18 protein-coding genes and 1 riboswitch are annotated in these 21187 nt (G+C 64.0%); of the genes, 14 read left to right on the top strand and 4 right to left on the bottom strand.

The window, feature by feature from the left end; all coding sequences use genetic code 11:
* Window positions 1–17 precede the first annotated feature (17 nt).
* Window positions 18–350 (bottom strand): multidrug efflux SMR transporter, encoded by a 333-nt coding sequence (locus tag CAY82_RS01325; RefSeq protein ID WP_063911950.1) that lies wholly within the window; start codon window positions 348–350, stop codon window positions 18–20.
* Between the two features lie 87 nt (window positions 351–437).
* On the opposite strand from CAY82_RS01325, the gene CAY82_RS01320 reads away from it, so the two are divergent.
* The gene (locus tag CAY82_RS01320; protein ID WP_087499607.1) at window positions 438–1328 is read left to right on the top strand and encodes a LysR family transcriptional regulator; all 891 of its coding nucleotides are present in this window, start codon (window positions 438–440) and stop codon (window positions 1326–1328) included.
* An 11-nt stretch (window positions 1329–1339) separates the two neighbouring features.
* Window positions 1340–2611 carry a lipid IV(A) 3-deoxy-D-manno-octulosonic acid transferase gene (gene waaA, locus CAY82_RS01315; RefSeq protein WP_087499606.1) on the top strand — a complete coding sequence of 424 codons (1272 nt, stop codon included), beginning with the start codon at window positions 1340–1342 and terminating at the stop codon, window positions 2609–2611.
* 151 nt (window positions 2612–2762) lie between these two features.
* On the opposite strand, the gene CAY82_RS01310 is transcribed toward waaA, so the two are convergent.
* On the bottom strand, window positions 2763–4199 hold the full coding sequence (locus tag CAY82_RS01310; protein ID WP_087499605.1) for a TolC family outer membrane protein: 1437 nt from the start codon (window positions 4197–4199) through the stop codon (window positions 2763–2765).
* 160 nt (window positions 4200–4359) lie between these two features.
* Window positions 4360–4466: riboswitch (TPP riboswitch) on the top strand.
* 153 nt (window positions 4467–4619) lie between these two features.
* Here CAY82_RS01310 and thiC point away from each other — a divergent pair.
* The gene (thiC, locus tag CAY82_RS01305) at window positions 4620–6500 is read left to right on the top strand and encodes a phosphomethylpyrimidine synthase ThiC (protein ID WP_087499604.1); all 1881 of its coding nucleotides are present in this window, start codon (window positions 4620–4622) and stop codon (window positions 6498–6500) included.
* A 165-nt stretch (window positions 6501–6665) separates the two neighbouring features.
* Complete coding sequence (cytX, locus tag CAY82_RS01300; protein ID WP_087499603.1) at window positions 6666–7949, top strand: putative hydroxymethylpyrimidine transporter CytX; 1284 nt, start codon at window positions 6666–6668, stop codon at window positions 7947–7949.
* Here the strand turns inward: cytX and CAY82_RS01295 are convergent.
* On the bottom strand, window positions 7918–8664 hold the full coding sequence (locus CAY82_RS01295; RefSeq protein WP_087499602.1) for an RsiV family protein: 747 nt from the start codon (window positions 8662–8664) through the stop codon (window positions 7918–7920). The genes cytX and CAY82_RS01295 overlap by 32 nt on opposite strands.
* Before the next feature lie 196 nt (window positions 8665–8860).
* Here CAY82_RS01295 and CAY82_RS01290 point away from each other — a divergent pair, with 196 nt between their 5' ends.
* The 9 genes from CAY82_RS01290 (at window position 8861) to CAY82_RS01250 (ending at window position 18188) form a co-directional block, all read left to right on the top strand.
* The gene (locus CAY82_RS01290) at window positions 8861–9478 is read left to right on the top strand and encodes an NUDIX domain-containing protein (RefSeq protein ID WP_087499601.1); all 618 of its coding nucleotides are present in this window, start codon (window positions 8861–8863) and stop codon (window positions 9476–9478) included.
* Window positions 9469–9921: a DUF1249 domain-containing protein gene (locus CAY82_RS01285; RefSeq protein WP_087499600.1), complete on the top strand. Its 453-nt coding sequence runs from the start codon at window positions 9469–9471 to the stop codon at window positions 9919–9921. The genes CAY82_RS01290 and CAY82_RS01285 overlap by 10 nt, the downstream gene beginning before the upstream one ends.
* A gap of 85 nt (window positions 9922–10006) precedes the next feature.
* Window positions 10007–10807, top strand: a complete 801-nt coding sequence (gene cpdA / locus CAY82_RS01280; protein ID WP_087499599.1) for a 3',5'-cyclic-AMP phosphodiesterase — start codon at window positions 10007–10009, stop codon at window positions 10805–10807.
* Window positions 10808–10990: 183 nt separating this feature from the next.
* Window positions 10991–11599: a YqiA/YcfP family alpha/beta fold hydrolase gene (locus tag CAY82_RS01275; RefSeq protein WP_087499598.1), complete on the top strand. Its 609-nt coding sequence runs from the start codon at window positions 10991–10993 to the stop codon at window positions 11597–11599.
* 34 nt (window positions 11600–11633) lie between these two features.
* Window positions 11634–13538 (top strand): DNA topoisomerase IV subunit B, encoded by a 1905-nt coding sequence (gene parE, locus CAY82_RS01270; protein ID WP_015272020.1) that lies wholly within the window; start codon window positions 11634–11636, stop codon window positions 13536–13538.
* On the top strand, window positions 13535–14521 hold the full coding sequence (locus CAY82_RS01265; RefSeq protein WP_087499597.1) for an esterase-like activity of phytase family protein: 987 nt from the start codon (window positions 13535–13537) through the stop codon (window positions 14519–14521). The genes parE and CAY82_RS01265 overlap by 4 nt, the downstream gene beginning before the upstream one ends.
* Window positions 14518–15036, top strand: a complete 519-nt coding sequence (locus tag CAY82_RS01260; RefSeq protein ID WP_087499596.1) for a TIGR02281 family clan AA aspartic protease — start codon at window positions 14518–14520, stop codon at window positions 15034–15036. Before CAY82_RS01265 ends, CAY82_RS01260 begins: the two co-directional genes overlap by 4 nt.
* Before the next feature lie 10 nt (window positions 15037–15046).
* Window positions 15047–17305, top strand: a complete 2259-nt coding sequence (parC, locus tag CAY82_RS01255) for a DNA topoisomerase IV subunit A (RefSeq protein WP_087499595.1) — start codon at window positions 15047–15049, stop codon at window positions 17303–17305.
* 172 nt (window positions 17306–17477) lie between these two features.
* Complete coding sequence (locus CAY82_RS01250) at window positions 17478–18188, top strand: membrane integrity-associated transporter subunit PqiC (protein WP_087499847.1); 711 nt, start codon at window positions 17478–17480, stop codon at window positions 18186–18188.
* A gap of 159 nt (window positions 18189–18347) precedes the next feature.
* On the opposite strand, the gene CAY82_RS01245 is transcribed toward CAY82_RS01250, so the two are convergent.
* Entirely contained in the window at window positions 18348–19808 is a 1461-nt protein-coding gene (locus CAY82_RS01245) for an AhpA/YtjB family protein (protein WP_087499594.1), read from the bottom strand.
* Window positions 19809–19943: 135 nt separating this feature from the next.
* Between CAY82_RS01245 and serB the strand changes: the two genes are divergently transcribed.
* Entirely contained in the window at window positions 19944–21158 is a 1215-nt protein-coding gene (serB, locus tag CAY82_RS01240; RefSeq protein WP_170931006.1) for a phosphoserine phosphatase SerB, read from the top strand.
* Window positions 21159–21187: the final 29 nt, after the last annotated feature.

The following is a 21187-nucleotide window of genomic DNA, read 5'->3' as shown; positions in this document are numbered from 1 at the left end:
CAATATTCAGGCGAACATCAATGCCCAGCCGTTTTCGAAAACAGCTGAATCACCACCACCCCACCCACAATCATCGCCATCCCCAGCATCGCCGGTACATCCAGCTTCTGCCCATAGATCACCAGTGCCGCCACACTGATCAGCACAATCCCCAGCCCAGACCAGACGGCATAGGCGATCCCCACCGGAATGCTGCGCACCACCAGGGTGAGCATCCAGAACGCGATGCCATAGCCAACCACCATCAGCAGCAACGGCAAGGGCGTGCTCAAGCCTTTCACCGCTTTCATGGACGCGGTGGCGATGACTTCGGCGCAGATGGCGATGGCGAGGTAGGTGTAGGCATTCATGGCAGGATCCTCCGGTAACTGGCCGCAGATTCTAGACCTACCCCGAATGGGGTAAAGTCATTACCTATCAATATGGGAGATAGGCTGATGGCCGAGCAGTGGAACCTTGAACAACTGCGTACCTTCCTGCGCGTGGCAGAACTGCGCTCGTTCTCTGCCGTGGCCCGCGAGCAGCGCAAGGCCCAGTCGGCGATCAGCAGCGCGATCGCCCTGCTCGAAACCGACCTGGGGGTCACCTTGTTCGAGCGCAGCAGTGGCCGGCAACCCAAGCTGACCGAGAACGGCAGCGCCTTGCTGGAAGATGCCCGCGAACTGTTGCGCCAGTGCGAGCGCCTGGATGGCCGTGCGTTGGCGCTGATGCGCGGGCAGGAGGCCTTGTTGCGGGTCGCCCAGGATGAAGCCATGCCCTATCAGCCGGTCATCGACAGCCTCGACGAGCTGGCCAGTCGCTACCCGTTTCTGGAGGTGCAACTGGCCAGCGGCGCCCAGGGCGACGTGGCGCGCAAGCTGGTGGAGCGGCGCGCCGACCTTGGCCTGTTTTTCCATCACGAGAGCATCCCGGCTTCGCTGGAGCGGCGCGCCCTGGGCAGTGTGGAAATGGTTACGGTGTGCGCGGTTGGCCATCCGCTTGCTGGCGAAGGCCGGGTCACTCGCCAGCAACTGGCGCGCCATCGACAATTGCTGATCGCCCCGCAGCAAAGCGGTTACCCCGGCGGCGAGGCGGTCAGCCCGCAGGTGTGGCGCGCCGACAGCTTCTACGCCATGGCCGAACTGCTGATGCGCGGCCTTGGTTGGGCCTGGCTGCCGCGGCACGTGGTGCAGTATCCGACCTACCAGGCGCACATGGTCGAACTGGACAGCGAGTGGCGGCCACCGGCCTTGGTGGTGGAACTGGCCTGGCGCCGTGACGAGCCACTGGGGCCGGCCGCGCAGTGGCTGGCCGAGCGCTTTGCGGTGCACCTGCGCGCGATCGGGTAAACTCCGCGGCCATGAACAGAACTCTCTATACCTTGTTGTTTCACCTGGGCCTGCCGCTGGTTGCGCTGCGCCTGTACCTGCGCGCGCGCAAGGCGCCGGCCTATGGCCAACGCATCGGCGAGCGCTTTGCCTTCAAGCTGCCGGTCATGCGCCAGGGCGGCATCTGGGTGCACGCGGTATCGGTGGGCGAGAGCATTGCAGCGGCACCGATGGTGCGTGCCTTGCTCAAGGCCTACCCGGAATTGCCGATCACGCTTACCTGCATGACCCCGACCGGTTCCGAGCGTATTCGCGCCATGTTCGCCGACGAACCGCGCGTGCAGCATTGCTACCTGCCCTACGACCTGCCTTGGGCGGCAGGGCGTTTTCTTGATCATGTGCAGCCGAAGCTGGGCATCATCATGGAAACCGAGCTGTGGCCCAACCACATTCACCAGTGTGCGAAGCGCGGCATTCCGGTAGCGCTGGCCAACGCACGCTTGTCTGAGCGCTCGGCCCATGGCTATGGGCGTTTTGCCAGGCTGACCCGGCCCATGCTGGCCGAGATGAGCCTGATTGCCGTGCAGACCGAAACCGAGGCCCAGCGCTTCCGTGACCTGGGCGCGCGTCCGGAGTGCGTGCAGGTCACCGGTTCGATCAAGTTCGACCTGAAGATCGATGAGCAACTGTTGCCGCGTGCCAGGGCATTGCGTGAACAGTGGGGGGCTGCACAGCGCCCGGTGTGGATCGCCGCCAGCACCCACGAAGGTGAAGACGCATTGATCCTGCAGGCACATCGGCAGTTGTTGCAGGTGCATGGCGATGCCCTGCTGATCCTGGTGCCGCGCCACCCCGAGCGATTCGCTGCGGTGCATGCGCTTTGCAGCGAACAGTTCACCACCGTGCGACGCTCTGCCGGCACGCCGGTCGATGCGCAGACGCGGGTATTGCTCGGCGACACCATGGGCGAACTGCTGTTCCTCTATGCCTTGGCCGATATCGCCTTCGTCGGTGGCAGCCTGGTGGCGACCGGCGGGCACAACCCGCTGGAGCCCGCGGCGCTGGCCTTGCCGGTACTGATGGGGCCGCATGTGTTCAACTTTCTCGAAATCAGCGCGATGCTGCGCGAGGCGGGGGCGTTGCAGCAGGTGGACGATGCCGAGGGGCTGGCCGAAGCGGTACGGAGGCTGGTCGAGTTGCCGCAGGATGCACAGCGCATGGGCGAGGCGGGCAGGGCGGTGATGCGGGCCAACCAAGGGGCCTTGCAGCGGTTGCTCGATGGGTTGGGTGCACTTATCCGCTAAATGCCATTCTGCGCGATTCATGTGGGAGCGGCCTTGCGTCGCGAAAGGGCCGCAACGCGGCCCCGGGGTATCGGCGTAAATGCACAAATTGCGGGGCTGCTTTGCAGCCCTTTCGCGGCGCAAGGCCGCTCCCACACGGGCGGTTTCTATCTCAAGGCCTGCGCTCGAAGTTCTTGGCCGCAGCAGCAGCCAGGTCCGGCGGCAGGAAGTCCTTGTCCGGGTTGTAATTCGGCTTCAGGTACTGCTTGAGGTCCTGCAGATCCTGCGGGCTCAACGTGCCGGCCGCCTGCTTCAGGCTCAGGTTGTCGAGGATGTAGTCATAGCGGCTGTTGTTGTAGTCGCGCACCGAGGTGTACAGCTGACGCTGGGCATCGAGCACGTCGACGATATTGCGGGTACCCACCTGATAGCCGATCTCGGTGGCTTCCAGGGCGCTCTGGTTGGAGATGATCGACTGCTTGCGCGCCTGCACCTGTTCCACATCGGTGTTCACTGCGCGATGCAGGTTGCGCGTGTTTTCCACCACTTGGCGGCGCAGGCTTTCGCGTTGCTGCTCGCTTTGGCTCAGGCGCTGATAGGCCTCGCGCACCTGCGAGCTGGTCAGGCCGCCGCTGTAGATCGGGATGTTCAGTTGCAGGCCGATGCTGGTCTGCTCCACGTCGCCACCGTAGCGCGTAACGGGGGCCGGTGCGGGGTTGGTGAAACCGAAGTTGTCGTTGTCACCCTTCTGATACTTGGCCACTGCGTCGAGGGTCGGCGCATGGCCGGCCTTGCGCTGGCGCAGGGTTTCCTCGGCAGCGGTGACTGCGTGGTTGGTGGCTAGCAGGTTGAGGTTCTGACGCCCGGCGGTTTCGACCCAGGCTTTGGCGTCGTTGGGCGTAGGGACCTGCACCGGCAGGGTATGGACTACGCCTTGAATCGACGTGTATTCCCGGTTGGTCAGGGTCACAAGAGCCTCGAAGGCATCCTGTACCTGGCGCTCGGCAATGATCCGGTTGGCCCGTGCCGTGTCGTAGCTGGCTTGGGACTGCAGTACGTCGGTCTTGTCGGAGAGGCCGACGTCGAACCGTTCGTTGGACTGGTCCAGCTGGCGCTTGAAGGCAGCTTCCTCGGCCTTGGTCGCGGCCAGGTTGTCCTGGGCGCGGAGCACGGCGAAATAGTTCTGCGCGGTTTGCAGGATCAGATTCTGCTCGGTCGCCGACAGCTCCAGTGCCGCCTGCTCGTTGACCGCTTCAGCCGCCTGCAGCTGGAACCAGCGGTCAGCACGGAAGATTGGCTGTGCCAGGGTTGCGTTCCAGGTATTGCCGCTGCGGTTGCTGGTGGCCGATGGTTCGTCCAGCTTGGTGCGAGTGTTCAGCATCTCGGCACCTGCCGACAAGTTAGGCAGCAACCCGGCGCGGGCCTGCGGTACCACTTCGCGGCGGGCGCCATAGTCGGCGCGGGCTGCAGCCAGGTCAGCGTTGTTGTCGACCGCTTCCTGATAGACGCTGACCAGGTCGGTCTTCACTGTTGGGGGCACGTCCGCTGCCCAGACCACTCCGTTGGACGCACAAGACACGGCTATCGCCAGTGAGAGTTTGCGCAGCATAGAGGCAATCCTTGTACGAAATTGAATTACTGAACTGTTGAGTATCGAGCGACGGGCCAGTGTAGTGCCATGCGCACCCGGCAACAATCGCTCGGGGTGCCTTTCATCATCCGCGCATTTACTCGCTTGGCTTTGCCGACCACTCCAGTCTAGACTGCGCATGTTCTTGTCGGGGTGCCTTGAAGCAAAGGCTGAGATCGCAAAGTTGCGGATCCCGTTGAACCTGATCAGGTTAGCGCCTGCGTAGGGAACAAGATTGCTCGCCTTCCCGGGGAGCCTCTTGTGCCAGGTCCGGGAATGTCACAGCTGCATGCGGCTTCAGGCACCCCATATCCGGCACTGCACCCATGAAGGGTGCGTCCGCGCCTTTCAGGTTCACCCCGACATTCCCCTGCTAGGAAGCCGTCTGGAGAGCCTGTGATGACCAAACAAGAAAAAGCGATCAACCTCAGCGAATCGGCACAAGTCGATCAGCAGTCCGTGCAACCGTTCCCGCGTTCGCGCAAGGTTTATGTCGAAGGCTCGCGCCCGGACATCCGCGTGCCCATGCGTGAAATCAGCCTGGACGACACCCCGACCGATTTCGGTGGCGAGTCCAATGCCCCGGTGCTGGTCTACGATACTTCCGGTCCATACACCGACCCCAACGTGGTCATCGACGTGCGCAAGGGCCTGGCCGACGTGCGTTCGGCATGGATCGACGCACGTGGTGACACCGAGCGCCTTGCCGGCCTGAGCTCCGACTTCGGTCAACAGCGCCTGAACGATGCCGAACTGGCCAAGCTGCGTTTCGCCCACGTGCGCAACCCGCGTCGCGCCAAGGCGGGCGCCAACGTCTCGCAGATGCACTATGCCCGCCAGGGCATCATCACTGCCGAGATGGAATACGTGGCCATCCGCGAAAACATGAAGCTGCAAGAGGCACGCGCCGCCGGCCTGCTCGACGAGCAGCATGCCGGCCACAGCTTCGGGGCCAACATTCCGAAAGAAATCACCCCTGAGTTCGTTCGCCAGGAAATCGCCCGTGGCCGCGCGATCATCCCGGCCAACATCAACCACCCGGAACTGGAGCCGATGATCATCGGCCGCAACTTCCTGGTGAAGATCAACGGCAACATCGGCAACAGTGCCTTGGGTTCCTCGATCGAGGAAGAAGTGGCCAAACTGACCTGGGGCATCCGCTGGGGTTCGGACACGGTCATGGACCTGTCCACCGGCAAGCACATTCACGAAACACGTGAGTGGATCATCCGCAACTCGCCGGTGCCGATTGGTACCGTGCCGATCTACCAGGCCCTGGAAAAGGTCAACGGCGTAGCCGAAGACCTGACCTGGGAGCTGTTCCGCGACACCCTGATCGAGCAGGCCGAGCAGGGCGTTGACTACTTCACCATCCACGCCGGTGTGCTGCTGCGCTATGTGCCGCTGACCGCCAAGCGTGTCACCGGTATCGTCAGCCGTGGTGGCTCGATCATGGCCAAGTGGTGCCTGGCGCACCACAAGGAAAACTTCCTGTACACCCACTTCGAAGAAATCTGCGAAATCATGAAGGCCTACGACGTCAGCTTCTCGCTGGGTGACGGCCTGCGTCCCGGCTCGATTGCCGACGCCAACGATGCTGCGCAGTTCGGTGAACTGGAAACCCTCGGCGAGCTGACCAAGATCGCCTGGAAGCACGACGTGCAGTGCATGATCGAAGGTCCCGGCCACGTGCCGATGCAGCTGATCAAGGAGAACATGGACAAGCAGCTGGAGTGCTGCGACGAGGCACCGTTCTACACTCTTGGCCCGCTGACCACCGATATCGCTCCTGGCTACGACCACATCACCTCTGGCATTGGTGCGGCGATGATCGGCTGGTTCGGTTGCGCCATGCTCTGCTACGTCACGCCCAAGGAGCACTTGGGCCTGCCGAACAAGGATGACGTGAAGACCGGCATCATCACCTACAAGATCGCCGCTCATGCCGCCGACCTTGCCAAGGGCCACCCAGGCGCGCAGATTCGTGACAATGCCTTGTCCAAGGCACGCTTCGAGTTCCGCTGGGAAGACCAGTTCAACCTCGGCCTGGACCCGGACACTGCCCGCGCCTATCACGACGAGACCCTGCCTAAGGAATCGGCCAAGGTCGCGCACTTCTGCTCCATGTGCGGGCCGAAGTTCTGCTCGATGAAGATCACCCAGGAAGTGCGTGAGTACGCCGCCAAGATCGAAACCGTGGATGTGACGGTCGAGCAAGGCATGCGCGAGCAGGCCGAGCGGTTCCGCCAGGAAGGTAGCCAGCTGTATCACAAAGTCTAAGACCGCTGGGGCCGCTTTGCGGCCCTTTCGCGACGCAAGGCCGCTCCCACAGGGACTGCGCAAGGCTTGAGGCCAGCGCGGTTTTTGTGGGAGCGGCCTTGTGTCGCGATACGAGGACGCAGTCCTCGCCAGGAACACCAACAACATTGCCGGCGAGCGCCAACCATGACATCACCCAGCCAATTCTCCCCCGACCACCCGGTCCCCATCGCCCAGCGCATCTTCGGCGCCCGCGACCTGTGCTCGCTATGGTTCTCCCTGGGCATCGGCCTGATGGTGCTGCAGGTCGGCGCCATGCTGGCCCCAGGCCTGGGCCTGGCCGGTGCGGTGCTGGCCATCGCCCTGGGCACCGGCGTGGGTGTGCTGTTGTTGGGGGCTGCCGGTGTCATCGGCAGCGACACCGGCCTGTCGGCCATGGGTACCCTGAAGCTCAGCCTGGGCGGCCATGGCGCGCGCTTGCCGGCGCTGCTCAACCTGCTGCAACTGGTGGGCTGGGGCGCGTTCGAGATCATTGTCATGCGCGATGCCGCCAGCCTGCTGGGCGCGCGTGCGTTCGGCGAAGCCAGTGCCTGGAACAGCCCGATGCTCTGGACCCTGTGCTTCGGCGCCCTGGCCACCTTGCTCGCGGTCGGTGGGCCGCTGGCGTTCGTGCGCAGGGTGCTGCGCACCTGGGGCATCTGGCTGCTGCTGGGCGCTTGCCTGTGGCTGACCTGGAACCTGTTCGCCAAGGCCGACCTGACGGCACTGTGGAACCGCGCCGGCGACGGTTCGATGGCGCTGGCCGTGGGCTTCGACATCGCCATCGCCATGCCGCTGTCCTGGTTGCCGCTGATCGCCGACTATTCGCGTTTTGCCCGTAACGGCAAACAGGTGTTCGGCGGTACGGTGCTGGGCTACTTCATTGGCAATGCCTGGCTGATGAGCCTGGGCGTGGCCTACACCTTGGCCTTCGCCGGCAGTGGCGAAGCCAACGCCCTGCTGCTGGCCCTGGCGGGCGCCGGCATGGGCATTCCATTGCTGCTGATTCTGCTGGACGAGTCGGAAAAGGCGTTTGCCGACATGCACTCGGCGGCCGTTTCCACCGGTGTGCTGGTACGCCTGAAGGTCGAGCACCTGGCGCTGGCCATTGGTGTGTTGTGCACGCTGATCGCCCTGCTGGCGCCACTGGCACAGTACGAAAACTTCCTGCTGCTGATCGGTTCGGTGTTCGCACCGCTGTTCGGTGTGGTACTGATGGACCACTACGTGATCCGTCGCCGCCGCCTGCCGGCACAGGTGAATGGCTTGCACTGGCAGGCACTGCTGGCCTGGGTGGTGGGCGTGGCAGCGTACCATGTGATCGCTGCGCAGGCGCCGGACCTGGGGGCGACCCTGCCGGCATTGCTGCTGGCAGGGCTGCTGCACGGGCTGCTGAGCTTCAGCCGCGGCCGGGAAACAGCTCAGGCTTGAGCACGCCATTCAGGCGCGGGTAGGGGATCTTCAATTCCACATGGCCCATGGAGTAGGGCGCGATGGTGTAGACCTCGTACTTGACCACCACTGCGCCGTACGTCAGGGCAACGTGCGGCGACTGCTTGAACGGCCAGGTCTTGACGAACTCGGCGTCTTTGTCCATGCCCACGCTGATAAGCCAGGCGCGGTGCGATTCCTCGACGGTTTTCCAGAAGGTGTCTTCCTGGCCGGGCACCAGCATGTCCTGCAGGGTCAGCACCTTGTCCAGCTTGCGCGAATAGTTGATGAAACCACGCCCAGGCATGCCGTGGGCACCGCCGCTGTCCAGGTAGCTGGACAGTTCGATGATCACCAGTCCGTCATGCTGCTCGCGTACCTTGGCCTGCAGGTAGCTGCTGTTGCGCTTGTCGGCGCTGGCCAGGTACTGCTGCTCGTAGGCTTGCAGGGTGGTCGGTGCGTTGCCGCGCTGGTTGTCTTCGGTCAGTTGCAGCAGGCGTTTTTCGACGATGCCATCGAGCTTGGGCAAGGCCGGGAAGTGGATCATGTCGATGTTCACCAGCGGGCAGTCGCTTTCGCTGCAGCCGGGTTTGACATGCTCCCAGGCATCGCGTTTGACCTCTAGCGGCGCCCGGTAGTTGGGCGTGAACAGGCTTTGGCAGGCACCCAGGGCCAGGGCCAGCACAGCCATGGAAGTCAGTTTGACAAGTGTCATGGGGATCCTTGCAGAACAGGGAAAAGTCGGCCTTTGACCGTCTGCGCGGCCTTCAGTTCGCCACTAAGCTAACAGAGAGAAGGCGCGCTGTCCCGAGTGCGCGAACGGTTACCGGAAAGGGATGAAACCGGCAGGCGTGCAGAGTAGGATGGCGCGATGCGGTAAGCATGTGGTTGATGTAGCAACGAGGATTCCCATGTCAGACACGTTGAATTCGGTGCCCAAGGCGGTCGAGATCGTCAAGCGGGCCAACTGCTTCCAGGGCTTCTACAAGCTCGACAAGGTGCACCTGCGCCACGAGCTGTTCGCCGGTGGCATGGGCCGTGAGATCAGCCGCGAGTTGTTCGTGCGCCACGATGCGGTGTGCGTGCTGCCCTACGACCCGCAACGTGATGAAGTGGTGCTGATCGAGCAGTTCCGTGTGGGGGCGCTGGACAAGGTCGAAAACCCCTGGCTGATCGAGATGGTGGCCGGGCTGATCGACAAGGACGAGCAACCCGAGGAAGTCGCCCACCGCGAAGCCGAAGAAGAAGCTGGCCTGGTTTTCAGCGCCCTGTGGCCCATGACCCGTTACTTCCCGTCGCCCGGCGGCAGTGACGAATACGTTCACCTGTTCCTCGGCCGATGCAGCAGCGAAGGGGCAGGCGGCCTGCATGGCCTGGAAGAAGAGGGCGAGGACATTCGCGTGCGTGTGTGGTCGTTCGAGGATGCCTTGCAGGCGGTGCGCGACGGGCGCATCTGCAACGCGGCGACCATCATTGGCCTGCAATGGCTGGCGTTGAACCGTGACGAAGTACGAGGTATGTGGAAGTGAACCTGTTGCGCGAGCGTTATCGGGTCGACCTGGTCGGGCTGCAGGCAGCCTGCGAGGCCAACTACGCCCGGCTGATGCGCCTGTTGCCCGACATGCGCACCGCACAAAGCTCGCGCCGCATCGGCATGACCCAGGGCGACCAGATGCTCGGCGTGCTGGTGCTCGACGTGGTGCTGGCCTGCCCGTACACCACCACCCTGCACGTGCGCCAGGAGCACAGCCTGCCGTGGTTGCCGGTGCCGCACCTGGAAGTGCAGGTGTACCACGATGCGCGCATGGCCGAAGTGGTCAGTGCCGAACATACCCGGCGCCTGCGCAGCATCTACCCCTATCCCAACGAGGCCATGCACCAGCCGGACGAAAAGGCCCAACTCAACCTGTTCCTGGGCGAATGGTTGAGCCACTGCCTGGCCTGCGGCCACGAGCTGGCAAGCGTTCGCTGAATTGTGACGTGGTTTGGGTACGGGTGTTTGCTCGCAACCGTTGTACAGCCATAATTCGCGCTGAATCCGTTCGAGGAGACGGCCGTTGCCGCAGCCAGACCAATCGCGCCCCGTGCATGTGGTGCAACTGACCGATGCCCACCTGTTCGCCGACCCGGCCGGCAGCATGCTGGGGCTCAATACCCGTGACAGCCTGCGCCATGTCGTGGCCCAGGTGCGGCGTGAGCAACCGCTTGTTGACTTGTTGCTGTGCACTGGCGACCTGTCCCAGGATGCCAGCGCGGCGTCCTATGAAGCGTTCCGCGAGCTGACCGCTCCGTTCGCCGTACCCACCCGCTGGTTGCCCGGTAACCATGACGAGGCGCGGGTCATGGCGCAAGTGGCGCCGGAGCTGGTTCAGGCGGTGACCGATATCGGTGCGTGGCGCATCGTCATGCTCAACACGGCCGTGCCCGGGGCTACGCACGGGTTGCTGGAGGATGACCAGTTGGCAGTGCTGGACGCGGCCTTGCAGGAGGCGGGTGAACGGCATTGCCTGGTGTGCGTCCACCATCAGCCGGTGGATATCGGCTGTGCCTGGATTGCGCCGATCGGCTTGCGCAATGCCCAGGCGCTGTTCGATATCGTCGAGGGTTATCCACAGGTGCGAGCCTTGCTCTGGGGGCATGTGCACCAGGAATGGGATGAAGTGCGTGGCGGCCTGCGCCTGCTGGCTACGCCGTCGACCTGTATCCAGTTCGCGGCGCGTAGCGAGGATTTCCAGGTGAGCGAGGAGCAGCCGGGCTACCGCTGGTTGCGCCTGCATGCCGACGGGCGGTTGGAGACCGGGGTGAAGCGGGCGCTGGACTTCGAAGTGAAGCTCGACTTCGATAGCCCGGGGTATTGAAGATTTTGGGGCTGCTGCGCAGCCCTATCGTGACACAAGGCCGCTCCCACAGGAGACCGCGTACCCCTGTTGAAGAATTTGTTGCTAAAACCCCTGTGCGGCGCCAAAAGCCGGCGAACGCGCTACACTGCGCGTCCCTGCGCCCGCATTATCAGGCGCGAAGCCACAGATTCCGGGGGCAGCATGTCGGGTTCCATCCTCTATATCCATGGCTTCAACAGCTCGCCGCTTTCCACCAAGGCGCGCCAACTCGAGGCCGTGATGCAGCAACTGGGCCTGTCGGCCCAATTGCGGGTGCCCGCCTTGCACCACCACCCACGGCAGGCCATCGCCCAGCTCGAAGCGGCCATCGCCCAGCTGGGTGCGCCATTACTGGTAGGCAGTTCGCTTGGCGGCTACTATGCCACCCATCTGGCCGAGCGCTATGGCCTCAAGGCCCTGCTGGTAAACCCGGCGGTAACGCCGCACAAGCATTTCGACGGCTACCTGGGCACCCAGCACAATCACTACACCGGTGAAGCCTGGGAGCTGACTCACGATCACGTGCAGGCCCTGGCCGAGCTGGAAGTACCAGCCCCGGGGGATGCCAGCCGCTATCAAGTGTGGCTGCAGACCGCCGATGAAACCCTGGACTATCGCCACGCCGAGCGCTATTACCGTGCTTGTGCCCTGCGCATCCAGGCCGGCGGCGACCATAGCTTCCAGGGCTTCGCCGAGCGCCTGCCGGCACTGCTGGCCTTCGCCGGCATTGCCCGTGGGCAGTATGCAGCGCTCGATTTTTCTGTATTTTGACTTTTTGCATTCACCAGACTGACGACGAGACCCTATGGCCACTCCCAGCGCTAGCGCCTATAACGCAGACGCCATCGAAGTCCTCTCGGGCCTTGATCCGGTCCGCAAGCGGCCGGGCATGTACACCGATACCAGCCGCCCCAACCACCTGGCCCAGGAAGTCATCGACAACAGTGTCGACGAAGCCCTGGCCGGTCACGCCCGTTCGGTGCAGGTCATCCTTCATGCCGACCACTCGCTGGAAGTCAGCGACGATGGCCGCGGCATGCCGGTGGACATCCACCCGGAAGAGGGCGTGTCCGGGGTCGAGCTGATCCTCACCAAACTGCACGCCGGCGGCAAGTTCTCCAACAAGAACTACCAGTTCTCCGGCGGCCTGCACGGCGTTGGCATCTCGGTGGTCAATGCTCTGTCGACCCAGGTGCGCGTGCGCGTCAAACGTGACGGCAACGAATACCAGATGACCTTCGCCGATGGCTTCAAGGCCAGCGAACTGGAAGTGGTCGGCTCGGTTGGCAAGCGCAACACCGGCACCAGCGTCTACTTCAGCCCCGACCCCAAGTACTTCGACTCGCCCAAGTTCTCCATCAGCCGCCTCAAGCACGTGCTCAAGGCCAAGGCCGTACTGTGCCCGGGCCTGCTGGTCAGCTTCGAGGACAAGGCCAGTGGCGAGAAGGTCGAATGGCACTACGAGGACGGCCTGCGCTCCTACCTGGTCGACTCGGTCAACGAGTTCCAGCGCCTGCCCGACGAGCCGTTCTGCGGCAGCCTGGCCGGTAACAAGGAGGCGGTGGACTGGGCCTTGCTGTGGCTGCCCGAAGGCGGCGACAGCATCCAGGAAAGCTACGTCAACCTGATTCCTACCGCCCAGGGCGGCACCCACGTCAACGGCCTGCGCCAGGGGCTGCTGGATGCCATGCGCGAATTCTGCGAGTTCCGCAACCTGCTGCCGCGCGGCGTGAAGCTGGCGCCGGAAGACGTCTGGGAGCGCATCACCTTCGTGCTGTCGATGAAGATGCAGGACCCGCAGTTCTCCGGGCAGACCAAGGAGCGCCTGTCGTCGCGCGAGGCGGCTGCCTTCGTTTCCGGCGTGGTCAAGGACGCTTTCAGCCTGTGGCTCAACGCCCACCCCGAGCTGGGCATGCAGCTGGCGGAGCTGGCCATCAGCAACGCCGGGCGCCGCCTCAAGGCCAGCAAGAAGGTCGAGCGCAAGCGCATCACCCAGGGCCCGGCGCTGCCCGGCAAGCTGGCAGATTGCGCCGGCCAGGACCCGATGCGCGCCGAGCTGTTCCTGGTCGAGGGTGACTCGGCCGGTGGCTCGGCCAAGCAGGCACGCGACAAGGAATTCCAGGCGATCCTGCCGCTGCGTGGCAAGATCCTCAACACCTGGGAAGTGGACGGTGGCGAAGTCCTGGCCAGCCAGGAAGTGCACAACATCGCCGTGGCCATTGGCGTCGACCCGGGGGCCACCGACCTTGCGCAGCTGCGCTACGGCAAGATCTGCATCCTCGCCGACGCCGACTCCGACGGCCTGCACATCGCCACGCTGCTGTGCGCGCTGTTCGTCCAGCACTTCCGCGCGCTGGTCGAGGCCGGGCATGTATACGTGGCCATGCCGCCGCTGTACCGCATCGACCTGGGCAAGGAAATCTACTACGCCCTCGACGAGGCCGAGCGTGACGGTATCCTCGATCGCCTGGTGGCCGAGAAGAAGCGTGGCAAACCACAGGTCACCCGCTTCAAGGGTCTGGGCGAGATGAACCCGCCACAGCTGCGCGAAACCACCATGGACCCGAACACCCGGCGCCTGGTGCAGCTGACCCTGGACGACGTGCAGGCCACCTGCGAGCTGATGGACAAGCTGCTGGCCAAGAAGCGCGCGGGCGACCGCAAGAGCTGGCTGGAAACCAAAGGCAACCTGGCCGAGGTCATGGTTTGATTCGGCGGCTTCTGGCTGCCTGCCTGGCGCTGGTTGCCCTGCCGAGCCTGGCAGGTAACTGGCCAGAGCTGAAGCTGAACGCCGAACATCCGATTGACGGCATGCGCGGTGGCAACCTGTCTGGCCTGGTGGAGTGCCGGGGTGCACTATGGGGCGTGTCCGACCGCGACGACGACCGTATCTACCGTTTCGACCAGCAAAACCCGACCTGGCGCGCGCAGCCGCTCACCTTCACCCCGCCAGCGGTGCCGGAAAGTGGCTTGCCGTGGGGCCTGAAGTCGCGCAACTGGGCGGCGTCGTATATCCGTGGTGGCGAGCTGGATTTCGAAGGTATCAGCTGTGACCAGGCGGGCAACCTGTACCTGGTTAGCGAGGCCCATGCCGCCGTCCTGCAACTGCCGCTGGAAGGCGAGGCGGGCTGGTTGAAGATCGACCCGGCGATGGTCCGTCAGGCCCGGGCCAGCGGCATGCTGCTGAACTTCAATGCCTTGTTCGAAGGCCTGGCGATCAACCCGGCGGGCGACCGCCTGTGGTTGGCCGCCGAGCGTGAGCGCCGTGGCCTGGTGGCCATCGAGCGCCAGCAATCGGTGTGGACCTGCGGCCGCAGCTGCGTGCTGCTGAGCGAGGCCGGGGTCGAGATGCAGCCGGCGCAGATGCCCCATGCCCAGGCACTGTCGCGCGACTTCGCCGACCTGGCCTGGTTCGAGGGCAAGCTGTTCACCCTCGAGCGCAACGCCTATCGGGTCTGTCGGCGTGATACCGACAGCGGCAAGGTCGAGCGCTGCTGGTCGTTCGCTGCCGATGCCCTGGTCGAGTCGCGCCGCTATCAACAGCCGTTCGGTCTTGCCGAGGCCCTGGTGATCGATGCCAAGGGCGCCTGGATCGGTGTGGACAACAACAACGGTGCCCGCGCCGATGGTGAAGCACGCCCGATCGTCTGGCGTTTCGACGCACCGGAAGGCGGCTGGAGCGCCAAGCCATGAGCCAGGCTCCGGGCAAGCGGGCTGGTAAGGTGTTGATGATCGTTGCCTGGGTGGCGGCGCTGTTCCTTGCCACGCGTTTCTTCGGCCAATGGGAAGATAACCAGCGCAACCCCAATGCCCAAGTGCAGTCGTCGCATGGCGAAGGCTTTATCGAGGTGCGCCTGCTGGGCAATGGCCAGGGTCACTTCGTGGTGGATGGTGCGATCAACGGCCAGGTGGTGCATTTCATGCTCGACACCGGCGCCACCGACGTGGCAATCCCCGAGGCGTTGGGCCGCGAGCTGGGCCTGGAGCGCGGCAGCCCGGTGCAGCTCAGTACCGCCAACGGCCGTACCGAAGGCTACCGTACACGCCTGGCCAGCCTGCAACTGGGTGATATCCGCCTGCAGGACGTGCGCGCCATCGTGGTGCCGGGCCTGGACGGGCAGACCGTATTACTGGGCATGAGTGCCCTGAAACAACTTGAATTTACCCAGCGCGGCGGCACCATGCTGCTGCGCCAGAACCTGAAATGACGAGGCCCGCATGAGCGACTCACTGGAACTCAGCCTGGACGGCGTAGAACGCCGCTCGCTGGCTGACTTCACCGAACAGGCCTACCTCAACTACTCCATGTACGTGATCATGGACCGCGCCCTGCCGCACATCGGCGATGGCCTGAAGCCGGTGCAGCGACGCATCGTCTACGCCATGAGCGAGTTGGGGCTCGATGCCGATGCCAAGCACAAGAAGTCGGCGCGTACCGTCGGTGACGTGCTCGGCAAGTTCCACCCCCACGGCGACTCGGCCTGCTACGAGGCCATGGTGCTGATGGCGCAACCGTTCAGCTACCGCTACACCCTGGTCGACGGCCAGGGCAACTGGGGTGCGCCGGACGATCCGAAGTCGTTCGCTGCCATGCGTTATACCGAAGCGCGTCTGTCGCGCTATGCCGAAGTGCTGCTCAGTGAAGTCGGCCAGGGAACCGTGGACTGGGTGCCGAACTTCGACGGTACCTTGCAGGAGCCGGCCGTGCTGCCGGCGCGCCTGCCCAACATTCTGCTCAACGGCACCACCGGCATTGCCGTGGGTATGGCCACCGACGTGCCGCCACACAACTTGCGTGAAGTGGCGGCAGCCTGTGTGCGCTTGCTCGACGAGCCCAAGGCCACCATCGAGCAGCTGTGCGAGCACATCCAGGGGCCGGATTACCCGACCGAGGCCGAGATCGTCACGCCGCGGGCAGAGATCCTCAAGATGTACGAAAGCGGCCGTGGCTCTATCCGCATGCGCGCCGTATACCGCGTCGAGGATGGCGACATCGTCGTCACCGCTCTGCCGCACCAGGTCTCCGGGGCCAAGGTGCTGGAGCAGATCGCCGCGCAGATGCAGGCCAAGAAGCTGCCGATGGTCGCCGACCTGCGTGACGAGTCCGACCACGAGAACCCGTGCCGTATCGTCATCATCCCGCGCTCCAACCGCGTGGACGCCGACGAGCTGATGCAGCACCTGTTCGCGACCACCGACCTGGAGAGTAGCTACCGGGTCAATGTCAACATCATCGGCCTGGACGGTCGACCACAGCTGAAGAACCTGCGTGCGCTGCTGCTGGAGTGGCTGGAGTTCCGCACCGCTACCGTTCGCCGCCGTCTGCAGCACCGCCTGGACAAGGTGGAGAAGCGCCTGCACCTGTTGGAAGGTTTGCTGACCGCGTTCCTCAACCTGGACGAAGTGATACACATCATCCGTACCGAGGACCAGCCCAAGCAGGCTTTGATCGCCCGCTTCGATCTGACTGAGATCCAGGCTGACTATATCCTCGAGACTCGCCTGAGGCAGCTGGCGCGCCTGGAAGAGATGAAGATCCGCGGCGAGCAGGACGAACTGCTGAAAGAGCAGGCCAAGCTGCTGGCCCTGCTGGGCAGCGATGCCAAGCTGCGCAAGCTGGTACGCACCGAGCTGATCAAGGATGCCGAAACCTATGGCGATGATCGTCGTTCGCCGATCGTCGAGCGCGCCGAAGCCAAGGCCCTGTCGGAAAATGAGCTGATGCCGACCGAGCCGGTTACCGTGGTGCTGTCGGAAAAGGGTTGGGTGCGCTGCGCCAAGGGCCACGACATTGATGCCACCGGCCTGTCGTACAAGGCAGGTGATGGCTTCAAGGCCGCCGCCGCGGGGCGCTCCAACCAGTTTGCCGTGCTTATCGACTCTACCGGCCGCAGCTACTCGCTGGCAGCTCACAGCCTGCCGTCGGCGCGTGGCCAGGGCGAACCGCTGACCGGCCGCCTGACGCCACCACCGGGTGCCACCTTCGAATGCGTGCTGTTGCCGGACGACGACGCGCTGTATGTGGTGGCCTCGGACGCCGGCTACGGCTTCGTGGTCAAGGGTGAAGACCTGCAGGCCAAGAACAAGGCCGGCAAGGGTTTGCTCAGCCTGCCCAACGGTGCCAAGGTCATGACCCCGCGCCCGGTGGCCAACCGCGAGCAGGACTGGTTGGCGGCGGTGACCACCGAGGGCCGTCTGCTGGTCTTCAAGGTCAGCGACTTGCCCCAGTTGGGCAAAGGCAAGGGCAACAAGATCATCGGTGTGCCAGGCGATCGTGTGGCCAGCCGTGAAGAATTTGTTACCGATCTGGCCGTGATTGCCGAAGGCGCGACACTTGTATTGCAAGCCGGCAAGCGTACCCTATCTCTGAAAGCGGACGACCTGGAGCATTACAAGGGCGAGCGCGGCCGGCGTGGCAGCAAGCTGCCACGCGGGTTCCAGCGGGTCGATGGGTTGCAGGTGGAAGTGCCGGCGTAACCGGTTGAAATGTCTGGAACGGCAATTTCAGCGTCGTTCCGGGCAGAAATGCTGGAGTCGGACGGTTATTTCGCGGATGATATGGCCCTTGCGGTGCCGGCGTGGCCGTGTGCCCGTTTGAATCTACATGTATCACTGCGGTTGGCCGTTTGGCGACCGCCTGGATGGGATGATGAAATTTCTGCGCCTTCCATTTGCGCTGTTGATGACTGGCCTGCTGGGCCTTGGCGGGTGCACCATGCACAAGCCGGTTGCCCTGTACCAGCTCGACAGTGGTGATCCTGGCCAGCCTTCGCAGAGTGCAGGCATGGCCGTGGTGCTCGGCCCGGTATCGGTGGCCGACTACCTGCAACGTGAGACATTCCTGCAGCGTCAGGCCGACGGCAGCCTGAGTCCGGCGACCGACGGTCGCTGGGCTGGCAGCCTTTCGTCGGATATCGACCAGTTGCTGGTGCGCCAGCTCGCCTGGCGCCTGGACAGCCAGCGCGTAGTGCTGGCCCCGGCGGCGGCGGGTTTCAGCCCGGATGTACAAGTGCTGCTGTCGATCACTCGCCTGGACTCGGGCAAGGACCAGCCGGCCATCCTCGATGCCCAGTGGCGCCTGCTGGACCGTCGTGGTCATGTGCGTGACAACCGCATCGTTCACCTTGAGCAGCCGCATGCGGGCAGCGAGGCGTCGCAGGTGCAGGCCCAGGGCCAATTGTTGCAGAAGCTGGCCGAACAGCTGAGTACGGCGGTCAAGCCGCTGGCCAACCAGCCGGCGATTGCCGAAGAGTCGCCTAAGAAGCCAGCTGCGCCGGTACAGGTGAAGAAAACGCCAGAGAAATCCAAGATCCCGATGGCTGCACCAATTCGTACCGATATGGAAGTCTATCGGTTCTGATTGGACTGCCAGATACGAAAAAGCCCGCATCGTTGCGGGCTTTTTCGTATCTGCTGTTTTTGTACTGTATGTGCTGGCCTCTTCGCGGGTAAACCCGCTCCCACAGGTTGGCGCAGGCCCTGTGGGAGCGGGTTTACCCGCGAAGAGGCCAGCCCGGTATCAGGCCCGGCGTTCGTGCATCCGCGCCAACTGCCGCTCCAGCATCGACGGGTAGGGCTCCATCAGGCGCTCCACGCAGCAGGCGCCTTCCGGGCTGGCAATCGGGCGAATGCGGGCGCGCTGGCGAATCAGCGTGTCATCGCTGATCTGCCGCTCCACCAGCAACAGGTTGCGGCTGTGCTGTGACAGCGCCAGAGCGTCCTGGGCCTTCTCGGCCATCAACAGGTCCACCAGCTCCAGCCCTTGCAGGTCGTTGCCCAGGGCAAGGCCAAGTTGCAACTGCAGGGTAATGCCACTGTCCGCCACTTCAATCTGCAGGGCATGGCCCAGGGCGCGTAACAGCTCGCCGCAGCAGATGGCGTTGGTCAGGTAGTCTTCGCCACAGTCGCGGCTGTGGAACAGCACCAGGGTGCTGCCGTCGTTGAGCGTGTGGGTTTCCCCGTCGTAGAGCGAGGCAGCGTGCTCCAGGCAATCGCGGTAGCGCTCGGTCAGTTCGGTCAGGCGCGTGCGTGGCAGGCGGCGCAGCTGCTCCTGCGACCCCAGTTGCACAGCCAGCACGGCGCTGTACTGCGGCTCGTCGGATTCGGCCACGATGGCCTTGGGTGCGCTGTCGTTGTCCAGCAGGCCGGCGAAGGCTTCGTCGTCATCCTCGTCCGCCTGGGCGGCAAGCTTGGCGCGCGGTGGTGCGGCCTTGGCTGCCGGGGCGGCGTCGTGCAGGTCGTCGAACTGCTCGTCGTCCTCTTCCTCAGGCTCTGGCTCAGGTGGCGGCGGTGGGGCCAGACGCGCATGCAGCTGGCGGGCGATGTCGCCGATCTCGTCCTGGCGGTCGGTGGCCGGGGTATAGGGTTGCGGGTCGCGCAGCCACACCCGCAATTGCAGCAGCGGCAGGGTGATGAAGCGGCCCTGGCGCAGGCTCAGGGTCAGCGCCAGCACCAGCAGGATGGCGGCAAGGATGCCCATGCTCTGCAGGCTGATCAACATCGGCTGCTGGAACTGGCTCATGTCGAGGCTGATGCGCAGTTGCCCGGCGGTCACGTCCTGGAAGGTGATCTTGGTCTGGTACAGGCCTTCGGCCTCGCCCAGCAGGCTGTTGCGCGGGCGCTGGCCGGCTTCGGCGAGGATGCGGTTGTCCACGCTGTAGATCGCCGCATGGGCCACCAGCGGGTTTTTCACCAGGTTGCCGAGCAGCACGTTGAGGCTGAGGATGTCGTTGGCCACCAGCAGCTCGGTCGCCGAGGTGGCGGTCTGGGTGGTCAGGCTCTGGCCCAGGGCATCGGCCTGCTCGTGCATGGCCTGCTTGAACTGCAGGCCCATTACGCAGGCGTAGATCACCAACGCCAGCGCCACCAGGAATATGTTGGTGCAGGCGATGCGCAGTGCCAGTGGCACGCGACGTTGACTCAGGGCGCGATAGATCATCAGGAAGAAGTTGTCTGGTTTGACGGGCGTGGGCCGGTTCACTGAGCTCGGCTCTTAATGGCATGAAAGTGTGGGGCAGTATAGCGAGCCGGGTTTTGTCGGCAAAGTATCGTTGGCGCCCGATGATCACGGAAAATCGGTAGAATGCGCATTTTTCATCGAAGTCGGAGCCAGGTTGTGCGCGAAATCGTCCTGATCAACATCACCGGTGAGGACCGTCCCGGTCTCACTGCGGCTATCACCGGCGTCCTGCTGCAGGGCGGTGTGAGCATCCTCGACATTGGCCTGGCAGTCATGCATGGCACCCTGTCGTTCGGCATTCTGGTCGACATCCCGGACAACGAAGTGGCTACCGCCCTGCTGCAAAGTGTACAGGCCAAGGCCCATGAACTGAACCTGCAGGCCCGTTACACGCCGATTTCCGAGGCGGACTACCAGCACTGGGCCGATGGCCAGGGCGAGGCGCGCCACATCGTCACCCTGCTCAGCCGCAAGATCACCCCTGAGCAGCTGCAGCGGGTGAGTGCAGTGATCAGCCAGTATGGCCTGACCATCGAGCGCATCGAGCGCCTGTCGGCCCGTGTGGCGCTGGATGCCGATACCGGCAAGGGCAAGGCGTCCATCGAGATCTCCGTGCGCGGCGTGCCGAGCGATTCCCAGGCTCTGCGTGCCGACTTCTTCGCCCTGGCTGAAGAACTGAGCGTCGACATCGCCTTCCAGAAGGACGACCTGTTCCGCCGCAACCGCCGCTTGGCGGTGTTCGATATGGACTCGACGCTGATCGAGGCCGAAGTCATCGACGAACTGGCCAAGGCCGCCGGTGTGGGTGAGCAGGTGGCCGCGATCACCGAGCGCGCCATGCGCGGCGAGCTGGACTTCCGCGCCAGCTTCAAGGAGCGCATGGCGTTGCTCAAGGGCCTGGATGTGGGTGTACTGGACGAGATCGGTGCGTCGCTGCGCCTGACCGAAGGTGCCGAGAACCTGTTCGCCGAGCTCAAGCGCCTGGGTTACAAGACTGCGATCCTGTCCGGTGGCTTTACCTACTTTGCTCGCCAGGTGCAGGCGCGCCTGGGTATCGACTATGTGTTCGCCAATGAACTGGAAGTGGTCGACGGCAAGGTGACCGGCGTGGCCGTGGAGCCGATCGTCGATGCCCAGCGCAAGGCCGAGCTGTTGCAGAAGCTGGCCAGCGAAGAAGGCTTGCAACTGGAGCAGACCATTGCCGTGGGTGACGGTGCCAACGACCTGCCGATGCTGTCGCTGGCCGGCCTGGGTGTTGCGTTCCGTGCCAAGCCGCTGGTGCGCCAGTCTGCCAAGCAGGCGATTTCCACCCTGGGGCTGGATGGGGTGCTGTACCTGCTGGGCTTGCGCGACCGCGACGCGCGCGGCTAGTTTGCCGTTGTATCTTCAGGGCCTGTGAA

It is taken from the genome of Pseudomonas sp. SID14000, from assembly GCF_002165135.1.
In the GTDB taxonomy this organism is placed as follows: Bacteria; Pseudomonadota; Gammaproteobacteria; order Pseudomonadales; family Pseudomonadaceae; genus Aquipseudomonas.
Note: the sequence above shows the minus strand (reverse complement) of the source record. Positions and strands in the feature narration are given on the sequence as shown.

Bases quoted from the DNA above. Each gene is read 5' to 3' on its own strand.
- CAY82_RS01325 (WP_063911950.1), bottom strand. From the start codon at position 350: ATGAATGCCTACACCTACCTCGCCATCGCCATCTGCGCCGAAGTCATC.
- CAY82_RS01320 (WP_087499607.1), top strand. From the start codon at position 438: ATGGCCGAGCAGTGGAACCTTGAACAACTGCGTACCTTCCTGCGCGTG.
- waaA (WP_087499606.1), top strand. From the start codon at position 1,340: ATGAACAGAACTCTCTATACCTTGTTGTTTCACCTGGGCCTGCCGCTG.
- CAY82_RS01310 (WP_087499605.1), bottom strand. From the start codon at position 4,199: ATGCTGCGCAAACTCTCACTGGCGATAGCCGTGTCTTGTGCGTCCAAC.
- thiC (WP_087499604.1), top strand. From the start codon at position 4,620: ATGACCAAACAAGAAAAAGCGATCAACCTCAGCGAATCGGCACAAGTC.
- cytX (WP_087499603.1), top strand. From the start codon at position 6,666: ATGACATCACCCAGCCAATTCTCCCCCGACCACCCGGTCCCCATCGCC.
- CAY82_RS01295 (WP_087499602.1), bottom strand. From the start codon at position 8,664: ATGACACTTGTCAAACTGACTTCCATGGCTGTGCTGGCCCTGGCCCTG.
- CAY82_RS01290 (WP_087499601.1), top strand. From the start codon at position 8,861: ATGTCAGACACGTTGAATTCGGTGCCCAAGGCGGTCGAGATCGTCAAG.
- CAY82_RS01275 (WP_087499598.1), top strand. From the start codon at position 10,991: ATGTCGGGTTCCATCCTCTATATCCATGGCTTCAACAGCTCGCCGCTT.
- parE (WP_015272020.1), top strand. From the start codon at position 11,634: ATGGCCACTCCCAGCGCTAGCGCCTATAACGCAGACGCCATCGAAGTC.
- CAY82_RS01260 (WP_087499596.1), top strand. From the start codon at position 14,518: ATGAGCCAGGCTCCGGGCAAGCGGGCTGGTAAGGTGTTGATGATCGTT.
- parC (WP_087499595.1), top strand. From the start codon at position 15,047: ATGAGCGACTCACTGGAACTCAGCCTGGACGGCGTAGAACGCCGCTCG.
- CAY82_RS01250 (WP_087499847.1), top strand. From the start codon at position 17,478: ATGAAATTTCTGCGCCTTCCATTTGCGCTGTTGATGACTGGCCTGCTG.